This is a genomic window from Actinophytocola sp. (genome assembly GCF_009379765.1).
GTDB lineage: Bacteria > Actinomycetota > Actinomycetes > Mycobacteriales > Pseudonocardiaceae > Actinophytocola.
The window spans coordinates 1-10,865 of record NZ_WHTD01000229.1; the positions used below are offsets into that span (position 1 = coordinate 1).

Sequence of the window (10,865 nt, forward strand, 5' to 3'; positions counted from 1 at the left end):
CAGAACTCACACCGGAAGTTGGGTCTGGTCGGGGAATACACCATCAACAAGCATCGAACCTCCCTTGGTGCATCCACTCACAAACGTGCGACCTCACGTCCCACTGCCACCCTGCGGCGTGCCGGTCGGACTGTCCTCGCAGTTGCCTAGTTCGGTCAGAACCCGGCCTTGAGGAACGCCTTCATCAGCACCAGCGCACCCTTGCCCTTGCCCCGCAACCGACCGGTTCATCAAGGGCCGAGTGGGAGATGTGCGCACCTGGTCGCTAGCCTCGTGCCCGCCGTCGTCGTACCGGCTGCGGTGGAAGCGCGACGGACGGTGTCGCTCGCATCATGATGTTTCGCTGTGCGAAGTCTTCGTCGTCGTCGGTATCGGCTGGCTGGCCGGTTGGTTCGGCCGTGTCCTGCTCGGCGTCGTGTGGTGGCGGATCGTCCGCTGCGGTCGGGTCCGGGGCCAGTGCCTCGGCCGTGCGCCGTTCCAGTAGCTCCTGGTATCCCGGAAGTGCCAAGGCTCGCCGAGCGGTGACTCGGCCGCCGGCCAGCTCCTGTGCCAGTTCCGCACGCACCGGTTCGGTCGACCGCAACGCGCTCTCCAGCGCGGTCTGCCGCGACTCCGCGCGCAGGCGGGAGATGTGTTCCAGTTCGGCGACGCTCAGGAATTCCATGGCAAACCTCAGTCCTTGTCGCCGGGGTGCCGGTACGCCGACGGCATCTCGCCTGGGCCGTGCGAGGTGACGAGGTCCTTGAGTGGGCACGGCGGCTCGTTCCCGCCGGGTCCGTCCATGAGCGACATTCGCACGCCGCGGATGGCCGCGGCTACCCGGGACACCACATCCGCGATCGCGTTCCACAGCTCCTTGATGCGCAGGATCACCTTCGGGATCTTCCCGATGTTGCCGATACCGGCATCGATGACGAGGTCCAGCAAGGTGCCAACGAGGAAGTCGACCGTCTTGTACCCCTGGTAGACAATGTGCACCGCCTCCTGGTACAGGCGGTACAGGAAGTCGTAGAACTCCACCTCGGCGTCGACGCCGGCGGTGACCTTGCCGAAGTACTCCAGCGCCGCGTCCGCCGCGTTTCCAGTCCAGAAATGCTCGAGGTACTGGTAAAGGTTGGTGTTGCGGGCGATCCCGCCGTACGCGCCGCCACAGTTCTTCCACATGAGAGCTTCCGCCGCGACGCTTCTCCAGTCGCCGACGAACAACTGGAGGACCTCCTCGATCGGGTCGAAGCCGAGCACCCAGCGCAGTCCTTCGCGGACCCAGTACTGGATGCTCAGGCGATCACCGAGCCCGTCGAGGAAGTTCTCGACAGCGGTGACCTTCGGCTGGAAGTCCTCCAGCATCGTGACGTCGACGTCGTCCACATTGGTGTCAACCGCGAAGATCTTGTGGAATAGGGCGCCCGGATCGGCCTTCTGCCCATTGAGCGGCGGCCGTTCGCCGTCCTGGCTCCGGCCGCCCTTCACCGCCGGGTACGTGGCATCGACGCGGGCCCGAACCCCCTTGTCGGTCTTCTCGTAGACGGTCTGCGCCCCTCCGACGCCCCAGGCGCTGCCCACATAGACGTCCTCCACCGTCTTCATGCGCGGCTCCGCACGCTTCCTCGCCTCGGCGCACAGCTGGGTGACCTCAGAGAAGAGCAGCCCGGTCTCGAGGCTGTCCGGCGCCTCCTCACCGGCCACCGACGTGTAGAGCTGCTCTCCGGACCGCGTCTTGATGTTTTGCGCGTCGAGCGAGAGCTCGTGGAGCAGCCCGCCGAACTCCTCCAGTGCCTTGAGATCGACCGAGAAGCTCATCGGTGGCTCACCACACGACGGACCTTCATGACAACCCCCTCGAAAAACGGACGCGTACGGGCGACCGGCTGGCAACGCAAGGCAGGGTCGCAGCCGCACCTTGAAGAAATCTTGAACGCCTTCCGGCGGGCGTTCAGCTCGCGTCGACGATGTCGAGGAGCGCGCGGACCTCCTCGACCTCGTGCGCGCCGCGGCGCTCGAAGATCGCCAGCGCCTCGCGCCAGTGGCGGCGCGCGTCGTCCCGCCGGCCGAGGTCGTCCAGCACCGACCCCAAGCGCCACAGCGCCCATCCCGCTTCGTGCTCCGCGCCGTGGTCGCGGCTGAGCTCCAACGCGCGGCGGCACAACGACAGCGCGTCCTCGCGGTCGCCCATGGCGCGGGCCGCCTCGCCGTGCTCGGCCATGTTCCATGCGGCGCGGGCGACGAGGTCGAGCTCGAGCGCGACCGCCGTGGCGCTCTCGTGGCAGGCCGCCGCGTCCGCCATCTCGCACCGGGCGGACAGGCAGCTGCCGAGGTCACCGAGCGCCTCGACCTCACCGACGCGGTCCCCGAGCTCGCGGTAGATGTCCAGTGCGCGCCGAAGGCGCCTGACTGCCCGGTCGGTCTGGCCCAGGTGCTGGTGCACCTCGGACAGCACGGTCAGCGTGGCCGCCTCGCCCGTGCGGTAGCCGGCCGCGCGGTGCAGGTCGAGCGCCCTGCCCAGGACGAGCTCGGCCTCGTCGTGCCGGCCACTCACCGCGTGGACGTTCCCGAGGTTGTGCAAGCTCGCCGCCTCGCCGCGCTGGTCGCCGACCTCCCGGTACAGCCTCGCCGAGCGCCGGTAGCGCTCGATCGTCTCGATGATGTCGTCGGCACGCCAGGCGACGATGGCGAGGTCGCTCTGGACCTGCGCCTCGGCCCGCCGGTCGCCGCGCTCGCGTGCCAGGTCGAGCGCCCACTTGTTCAGCCGCTCCAGGTCGACCCAGCGGGCGGCGGAGTGCAGCGGGCCGAACAGCGCGTGCGCCAGCGCGATCGTGGTCGGATCGCCGTCGACCCCACGTGCCTGGTCGGCGGCGGCCAGCAGGTTGGCACGCTCCTCGCCCAACCAGGCCGCGGCCGCGATGTCGTCCCGCAACGGCAGCGCATCCGCCGGGTCACAGCGAACCAGGCCCTCGCGGTAGCCCGGTCGCAGCAGCTGTCCGGCGGACACCGCCGTGGCGATGTAGCACCGCCAGGTACGCCTGAGGGCTTGGCCGCGCTCCACCTCGTCGAGCGTCAGTTCCGCGGCGTACAGGCGAACCAGGTCGTGTATCTGGTACCGGCCGGTGGCCGAACGGTTGAGCAATCCGACCGCGACCAGATCCGCCAGCGTCCGGGCGGCCTCGTCCTCGGTGGTGCCGACCAGGCGCGCGGCGAGGGGTAGCGAGATGTCCGGGCCCGCGGGCAGACCCAGGTGACGGAAGGCGTGAGCGAGGCGGTCGTCCATGGCGCGGTAGCTGACCTCGAGCGAAGCCCGAACCGACAGATCGTCGACGCCGAGCTGGTCCAGCCGGCCCTCGGCACGGGCAAGCGTCTCGACGAACCGATCGAGCGGCAGGTCCGGCTCCGTCTCGACCCTCGCCGCCGCGATGCGCAGTGCCAGCGGCAGGTGGCCGCACAGGCGAGCCAGTACGCGTGCCTGCGAGCGGGCGGCCGCGATCCGCCCGCTCTGGTCGAACCGCTCCAACACCGCCACCGACTCCTCGGGCGAGAGCACTCCGAGCCCCACCCGCACCGTATTGTCCAATGTGGACATAGCGGACCTGCTGGTGATCACGACCCCGCACCCAGCCCCGGCCGGCAGGAGCGGTCGGACCTGGGCGGCGTCGGCGGCGTTGTCGATGACCACGAGGACGCGTCGTGCACTCACCAGCGACCGCAGCTGGGCGGCGGCTTCTGCCGTGTCGCGCGCGATGGCGTCGTTGGCGACGCCCAGGGCGCGCAGGAACAGCTCCAGTCCTGCCAACGGTTCGAGCCGTTCGGGGCCGCTCCCTCGCATGTCAACGTAGAGGTGGCCGTCGGGGAAGTGCTCGGAAATCGCGTGCGCGGCACGAAGGGCGAGAGCGGTCTTGCCGGCCCCGCCGGGACCGTGGATGGCGAACACCGGAGCGCTCGACCCCCCGGCGGCCGTCAGGCCGCGCACGAGTGCGGCCAGTGCCTCTTCCCTGCCGACGAAACCGGTCAGCCCCGCGGGCAGTTGCCTCGGGACGGCACGCTCATCCGGTCGTCGGCGCAGCCCCGGGTCCTGCCGGAGAATGCGCTGGTGAAGCTCCCGCAGCCGCGTGCCCGGGTCCTGCCCGAGCTCCTCGGCAAGCCGACGACGGCAGTGCTCGTAGGTGGCGAGCGCCTCGGCCGTGCGGTCCGCGCGGTGCAGCACGAGCATCAGCTGGCCGGTGAACCGCTCGTCGAGCGGGTACTCGGCGACCAATGCCGTCAACTCGGCCACGAGCTGCTCGCCGCCCCCGCCGCGCACCTCCAAGTCAACCCGATCGGCCAGCGCGGCCAGCCGAGCTCTCGTCAAGGCGGTGCGAGTCGTCTCCGCCCACTCGCCGGAAAGACCGGCGAGTGCGGGCCCTTGCCAGAGCGCGAGCGCGTCCGACAGCAACGCCCACTGCCGCCGCTCGTCACGGGCGCCGCGGGCCGCCTCCACCGCATCGAGGAAGCGCAGTGCGTCAACGTGGTCCCTGGAGAGGTCGAGAACGTACCCGCTGGTCTGCCTGCGCAGGACGCCGGACGCGCCGGGGGCACCGGTCCTGATGACCCGACGAAGGCGCGCGATGTAGGTGTACAGCACGTTCCGCGCCTCGAGGGGGGAGCGCTCACCCCAGACGTGATCGATCAGCACGCCCGGGGCGACCGGTCGCCCCGCGGAGAGGCCGAGCACAGCCAACACACAGCTCTGCTTCGGCGGACCCGGATCGAGGAGGCGGCCATCCGGGCCGACCAACTCCACTGATCCCAGGACCCGCAGTCGCAGGCCTCCGAGCTTGCCCGCTCGCGGCTCCGGCCGGACGCCGGGCATTACCGCGCCACTCGGTCGTGGCCGGCCATGATGAGCGCGGCGAGCGCGGGCCGCCGCCCACCGTCAGAAGCACCCAGCCGCTCCAGCTCACGACGATCGCCGTCACGAGGCGAGCACACCAGCCGGCACCAGCCGTCCGCGCCCGCCGGACCTTCCGCAGCGCGAAGCCGCCCAACGCCGACCCCGCACCGCGTCGTCGACCGGCGACCATCCGCGCGCTGGCGACCGCCCGGCAGTTGCCACACAGGCATCGATACCGCGCGAGCACGGCCGCGGCTGGCGCGACCGTGGTAAAGCACCCGCCACGAACACCGCCCAACCCGCTCGCCACACGCCATGACCCAGCCTCTCGATCACACCAACCGACAGATACGGCCCATTGTCCCGCGCCGGGTTTGATGGAGACCATCAAGCCTGGATGGGCGAGGAGCAATGGCAGCATCGAGGAAGTACCCCGACGAGTTGCGTGATCGTGCATCCGGATGGCGGTGGACGCCCGCCGGGATCCGGAGACCGCGACCGGAGCGATCAAGCGGATCGCCGACCGGCTGGGGATCCATCCCGAGGCTCTGCGGGGTTGGGTGAAGCAGGCGGAGGTCGATGCTGGGCACCGGCCGGGGACCACGACCAGTGACGTTCTGCCTCACGACATAGCCCGCGGCGGCCGCGGGCGCGAACGGCATAGTCCACACGGTTTCCGCAATTGTCCACGGGTTCCTACCTAGCGTGTGGTTCATGGCAGTCGGCGAGGCAGGTGTGCGGTCACGGCGCCCGCGTCGCCGGCGCGGGTCCCGGACCCCGTACCTGCTGATCGCGCCCGCGGTCGTCGCGATGCTGGCGTTCCTGGTCTACCCGATGGCCAGCGTCGTCTACTACAGCCTCCAGCACTACAACCTCAGCAAGCCGTGGGAGGACGCCTTCGCGGGGCTGGACAACTTCCGCCGGATGTTCACCGACGACCCGTTGTTCTGGCAGAGCCTCGGTTTCACCGCGCGCTGGGTGCTCGTCGAGGTCTCGTTGCAGCTGGTGCTCGGGCTCGCCCTCGCGCTGATCGTCAACGAGACCTTCGTCGGCCGGGCCGTCGCGCGGGCGATGGTGTTCTCCCCGTGGGCCGTCTCCGGCGTGCTCACCACCGGCATCTGGGTGCTGCTGTACAACCCGACCACGGGCGTCTCCCGCTACCTCGCCGACCTCGGCCTCCTCGACTACGGCGGCGCGCCGCTCGCCAACCCGGACACCGTGTTCGCTGCGGCGGTGCTCGCCGAGCTGTGGCGCGGGGTGCCGTTCTTCGCGATCCTCCTGCTCGCCGACCTGCAGTCGATCCCGCGCGACCTGTACGAGGCCGCCGCGGTCGACGGCGCCAGCCGGCCGCGCCGCTTCTACCACGTCACGCTGCCGCACCTGAAGGACGCGATCATCCTGTCCACGCTGCTGCGGGCGGTGTGGGAGTTCAACAACGTCGACCTGCTGTACACCCTCACCGGCGGCGGGCCGGCCCACCAGACGACCACGCTGCCGCTCTACGTCGCCTCGACCGCGGTGCAGTCGCACGACTTCGGCTACGGCTCGGCGCTCACCACCGCGGGCTTCCTGATCCTGACCTTCTTCTCGGTCCTCTACCTGCGGCTGGGCAAGTTCGGGGCGAGGACATGAGCGCGGACCTGGGCACGGCGACCACATCCCGGCCGGACGTCACCGCCACCACACCGCCCCGGCCCACCCGCAAGAACAGGGCCCAGCGGGTCGGCAGGTGGCAGATCTACCTGCCGCTGGGGCTGTACCTGCTGTTCACCGTGGTGCCGTTCTACTGGATGCTCGTCTTCGCCGTCCGGCCGCGCGGGTCGACCTCCCTGCTGCCGTGGCCCGTCTCGCTGGACAACTTCGACGCCGTCTGGAACGGGATGGGCTTCGGCATCTTCTTCGCCAACAGCCTCAAGGTCGGCGCGGCCGCCCTGGTCACCACGACGGTGATCGCCCTGGCCGGCGGCTACGCCCTCGCCCGCTTCCGGTTCCGCGGCCGGACGGTGTTCCTGGTCGCGTTGCTGTGCACGCAGTTCATTCCCGGCGCGATGATGCTGATCCCGCTGTTCGAGATCTTCCGGACCCTCGACCTGGTCAACAGCCTGTGGAGCCTGGTGGTCGCCGAGACGGTGTTCCAGCTCCCGCTGTCGCTGATCCTGCTGAGCGGGTTCATCCGCAACGTCCCCATCGAGTTGGAGGAGGCGGCCTGGGTGGATGGCTGCTCGCGGTTGCGCGGGTTCCTCGTCGTCGTGCTGCCGCTGCTTCGGCCCGCGCTCGTCGCGGTCGGCTCGTTCGCGTTCATCCACAGCTGGAACAACTTCCTGTTCGCGTTGATGTTCGTGAGCCAGCAGGACAAGTACACGATCCCGGTCGGGCTCGCGTTCACCCTCGGCGAGTTCAGCGTCGACTTCGGTGCGCTGGCCGCGGGCGGGGTGGTCGCCGCGGTGCCGGTCGTGCTCGTGTTCGCGGTGATCCAGCGCTACCTGGTCCAGGGGCTGTCGGCCGGGGCGGTGAAGGGATGAGCGAGCGTGCGAGCGACTCGGTGTTGCAGGCCGGGGACCCGGTGCGCGTCGTGCTCGCCGGCGCGCGTGGCCACGGCCGCTGGCACCTGGACAACCTGCGCCGGCTGACCGGCGCCGGGCTCGTCGAGCTCGTGGGGGTGTGCGACCTCGACCCGGTGCCGGCCGCGGCGCTGGCCGGGCTCGGCAGGCCCGCGCAGTCGGGTGACCTCAGTGGACTGATCACGCGCACCGGCGCCGAGGTCACGATCCTCGTCACGCCGATCCACACCCACGCCGACCTCGCGGTGGCCGCGCTGCGCGCCGGCTCGCACCTGCTGCTGGAGAAGCCACCGGCCGCGAGCCTCGCCGACCACACCCGGATCGCCGACGCCGTGCACGCCACCGGCCGCGCCTGCCAGGTCGGCTTCCAGTCCCTCGCCGCCGAGGCGATTCCCTTCCTGCGCAAGCTGATCGCGGGCGGTCAGCTCGGCAAGGTGCACGGCATCGGGGTCGCGGGGGCCTGGCCGCGGCCGGTCACCTACTTCAGCCGGGTGCCGTGGGCGGGCCGGCGCCGCCTCGACGGCGTCGCGGTGACCGACGGCGCGCTCACCAACCCGTTCGCGCACGCGGTCGCGACCGCGTTGGCGGTCGCCGAGGCCGAACAGCTCGGCGCGGTGGCCGAGATCGACGTCGAGCTCTACCGCGCCAACGCGATCGAGGCCGACGACACCTCGTGCGTTCGGGTGCGGCTGCCGAGCGGCGTCGTGGTCACGGTCGCGGTGTCGCTGTGCGCGCCGGAGCGCCACGAGCCGTACCTGGTGGTGCACGGCGAGCTTGGCCGCGCCACGTTGACCTACACCCTGGACCGGGTGACGGTCGAGGTGGGCGCGGACGCGGTGACCACCTCGCACGCCAGGACCGACCTGCTGGCGAACCTGGTCGACCACGTGCGCACCGGCGCGGGGCTGCTGGTCCCGCTCACCCGCACCGGCGCGTTCACCGAGGTCCTCGAGGCGGTGCGGCGGGCGCCGGACCCCACCCCGATCGCGGCCGCTCACCAGGAGATCCGCCACGACGACGCCGGGGCGATCACCCAGCGGGTGCTGCCGGACATCGTGGACCTGACCGCGCGCAGCGCCGAACGCCTCGCGCTGTTCTCCGAGCTGGGGGTGCCGTGGGCGCCCCCGGAACAGGGCCTGCGGGTCGGCGGCCGGCACGTCGCCGGCTACCGGTGGGCCGCCGACCTGCCGTCGTCGGCGTCGCCGCGCCCGTACCTGCATCCGGTGCGCACCCTCGCCGGCGCCGAGGTGAGCGAGGCCGTGCCGGCCGACCACCGCCACCACCTCGGCGTCGGGATCGCGATCGCGGACGTCGATGGCGTCAACTTCTGGGGCGGCCGGACGTACGTGCCCGGCCGGGGGCCGAGCTGGCGACGCGACCACGGTGTCCAGCGGCACCTGCGGTTCGCCCGCCGGGAGGCCGGCCGGCTGGTCGAACACCTGGTGTGGGAGGACCCCGACGGGACCCCGGTCGTCACCGAGGAGCGGGTGATCGCGGCCCGGCCGCTCGACGGTTCGGCCTGGGTCCTGGACGTCACCTGCACCCTCACCACCCCCACCGACGCCCCGGTCACGATCCGCAGCTCGGCCACCAAGGGGCGCACCGGCGCGGGCTACGGCGGCTTCTTCTGGCGCGCGCCGGGCTCGACCACCGACCGCGCGGTGTTCACGGCGGACGCCGAGGGGGAGGAGCGGGTCAACGGCAGCAGGGCGCCGTGGGTCGCGCTGTGCGGCACCACTGTGGACGGACAGGACTGGACTCTCGTCCTCGCGCAGCGGGGTTCCGCCGACCCGTGGTTCGTGCGGGTGCGCGAGTACCTCGGGGCCGGCCCCGGCCTCGCCTGGGAGCGGCCACTGGTCTTCTCCGGCGCGCTGACCAGGCGCGTGCTCACGATCATCGCCGACGGGCGGCTCGGCCGGGACGACTCGGCCGGTCTGGTCGGCGCAACGACAGAAAGGTAAGACGGCCATGGCCTTCCGACGGTTACTGACAGCGGCCGCGGTGTTCGCGGTGGGATCGGGCCTGGCCCTCGCCGGGTGCGGTGCCGACGACCCGGCCGCCGACGGTCCCACGACGATCACCTTCTGGGACGACAACGGCGGCCCGGCCCGCACCCCGGTGTGGGAGCACATCATCGCCGAGTTCGAGGACGCGCACCCCGACATCAAGGTGGACTACGTCGGCATCCCGATCGCGCAGACTCAGCAGAAGTACGACACGGCGATCGCCGGCGGCGGTCTGCCCGACGTCGGCGGCGTGTCCACGGCGATGCTCGCCAACCTGGTGGCGCGCCAGTCGCTCGACGCCATGGACGACCGGATCGCGGGCAGCCCGCTGACGGACAAGCTGAGCGAGCAGGTGGTCAAGACGGTGCGGGACACCGTGCCCGACGGCAAGCTGTACATGGTGCCGATGTCCACCAACATCGGCGTGTTCTGGTACCGCAGCGACTGGTTCGCCGAGGCCGGGATCGCCCAGCCGAAGTCCTGGGACGAGTTCTTCACCGCGATCGAGAAGCTGACCGACACCGGGAACAACCGCTACGGCTTCACCATCCGCGGCGGCGCCGGGTCGATCGCGCAGATGCTGGAGGTCCTCTACGGACAGTCCGGGATCGGCGAGATCTTCGACGGGTCGGGCAAGGCGACGGTGAACGACCCGCGCAACGTCGAGGCGCTGGAGCGGCTCGCCGGGCTGTACGACAAGTACACGCCGCAAGCCGACGTCACCAACGACTACGTGAAGATGGTCGCCCAGTTCGACGGCGGCAACATCGCGATCATGCAGCACAACCTCGGGTCCTACACCGACCACGTCGAGGCGCTCGGCGCGGACAACGTCGCCGCGATGCTCGTGCCGCCGGGTGACGACGGCGCGCGGACCGTCACGTCCAACCCGGTGAGCGGGCTCGGCGTGTTCGCCACCGGGGAGAAGAAGGACGCGGCGTTCACGTTCGCCGAGTTCGCGGCGAGCAAGGACATGAACGCGTACTGGGCGGAGGAGACCGGTGTGCTGCCGGCGAACACGGACGTGACCGGTGGCGGCCTCGCGCACATCGCCGAGGCGACCAAGGTGCTGAACGACCCCACCACCAAGCTCGTCCAGCTGCCGTACTACCTGCCCGAGTTCAACGCCATCACGAAGACCGACGCCGAGCCGCAGTTCCAGAAGGTCCTGCTCGGCGAGCTGTCCGCGGCCGACTTCCTCGACGAGCTGGCCGGGAAGCTGACCGAGGCACAGGCCGAGTACAAGCAGCGCAACGGCGGCTGAGAGGTGTACGCGATGAGAGGCAAGATGAGAAGCAAGCTGATCGTCCTGACCGTCGCCGTGCTCACGGCCGCGCTGTGCGTGCCGGCGGACGCGACCGCGGGCCGGCACGTGCCGCTGGGCCGCCAGGTGCTGGCCCCGCACGACGGCTGGGCCGCGGCCGGCGCGGGCACCAC

8 protein-coding genes are annotated in these 10,865 nt (G+C 70.9%); 5 read left to right on the forward strand and 3 right to left on the reverse strand.

Annotated elements, in window-relative coordinates:
• Nucleotides 1–265 precede the first annotated feature (265 nt).
• The 3 genes from GEV28_RS39745 to GEV28_RS39755 form a co-directional block, all read right to left on the reverse strand.
• Nucleotides 266–664, reverse strand: a complete 399-nt coding sequence (locus tag GEV28_RS39745; RefSeq protein WP_291419122.1) for a hypothetical protein — start codon at nucleotides 662–664, stop codon at nucleotides 266–268.
• A gap of 8 nt (nucleotides 665–672) precedes the next feature.
• Nucleotides 673–1,800, reverse strand: a complete 1,128-nt coding sequence (locus tag GEV28_RS39750; protein ID WP_291419124.1) for a hypothetical protein — start codon at nucleotides 1,798–1,800, stop codon at nucleotides 673–675.
• Between the two features lie 133 nt (nucleotides 1,801–1,933).
• Nucleotides 1,934–4,840 (reverse strand): BTAD domain-containing putative transcriptional regulator, encoded by a 2,907-nt coding sequence (locus tag GEV28_RS39755; RefSeq protein WP_291419125.1) that lies wholly within the window; start codon nucleotides 4,838–4,840, stop codon nucleotides 1,934–1,936.
• Nucleotides 4,841–5,322: 482 nt separating this feature from the next.
• Here GEV28_RS39755 and GEV28_RS42900 point away from each other — a divergent pair, with 482 nt between their 5' ends.
• Genes GEV28_RS42900 through GEV28_RS39775 form a run of 5 tightly spaced genes read left to right on the forward strand, consistent with a single transcriptional unit; the run spans nucleotide 5,323 to nucleotide 10,692 of the window.
• Nucleotides 5,323–5,565, forward strand: coding sequence for a transposase (locus GEV28_RS42900; protein ID WP_367115283.1), 243 nt, complete (start codon nucleotides 5,323–5,325; stop codon nucleotides 5,563–5,565).
• A 10-nt stretch (nucleotides 5,566–5,575) separates the two neighbouring features.
• A complete protein-coding gene (locus tag GEV28_RS39760; RefSeq protein WP_291419126.1) occupies nucleotides 5,576–6,493 on the forward strand; it encodes a carbohydrate ABC transporter permease in 918 nt (305 codons plus the stop codon).
• Nucleotides 6,490–7,383: a carbohydrate ABC transporter permease gene (locus GEV28_RS39765; RefSeq protein ID WP_291419128.1), complete on the forward strand. Its 894-nt coding sequence runs from the start codon at nucleotides 6,490–6,492 to the stop codon at nucleotides 7,381–7,383. Before GEV28_RS39760 ends, GEV28_RS39765 begins: the two co-directional genes overlap by 4 nt.
• On the forward strand, nucleotides 7,380–9,383 hold the full coding sequence (locus GEV28_RS39770; protein ID WP_291419130.1) for a DUF6807 family protein: 2,004 nt from the start codon (nucleotides 7,380–7,382) through the stop codon (nucleotides 9,381–9,383). The genes GEV28_RS39765 and GEV28_RS39770 overlap by 4 nt, the downstream gene beginning before the upstream one ends.
• A gap of 7 nt (nucleotides 9,384–9,390) precedes the next feature.
• A complete protein-coding gene (locus tag GEV28_RS39775; RefSeq protein ID WP_291419132.1) occupies nucleotides 9,391–10,692 on the forward strand; it encodes a sugar ABC transporter substrate-binding protein in 1,302 nt (433 codons plus the stop codon).
• The last annotated feature ends 173 nt before the right edge of the window (nucleotides 10,693–10,865 follow it).

Coding starts and splice junctions, on each gene's coding strand:
- GEV28_RS39745 (WP_291419122.1), bottom strand. CDS start 664: ATGGAATTCCTGAGCGTCGCCGAACTGGAACACATCTCCCGCCTGCGC.
- GEV28_RS39750 (WP_291419124.1), bottom strand. CDS start 1,800: ATGAGCTTCTCGGTCGATCTCAAGGCACTGGAGGAGTTCGGCGGGCTG.
- GEV28_RS39755 (WP_291419125.1), bottom strand. CDS start 4,840: ATGCCCGGCGTCCGGCCGGAGCCGCGAGCGGGCAAGCTCGGAGGCCTG.
- GEV28_RS42900 (WP_367115283.1), top strand. CDS start 5,323: ATGGCGGTGGACGCCCGCCGGGATCCGGAGACCGCGACCGGAGCGATC.
- GEV28_RS39760 (WP_291419126.1), top strand. CDS start 5,576: ATGGCAGTCGGCGAGGCAGGTGTGCGGTCACGGCGCCCGCGTCGCCGG.
- GEV28_RS39765 (WP_291419128.1), top strand. CDS start 6,490: ATGAGCGCGGACCTGGGCACGGCGACCACATCCCGGCCGGACGTCACC.
- GEV28_RS39770 (WP_291419130.1), top strand. CDS start 7,380: ATGAGCGAGCGTGCGAGCGACTCGGTGTTGCAGGCCGGGGACCCGGTG.
- GEV28_RS39775 (WP_291419132.1), top strand. CDS start 9,391: ATGGCCTTCCGACGGTTACTGACAGCGGCCGCGGTGTTCGCGGTGGGA.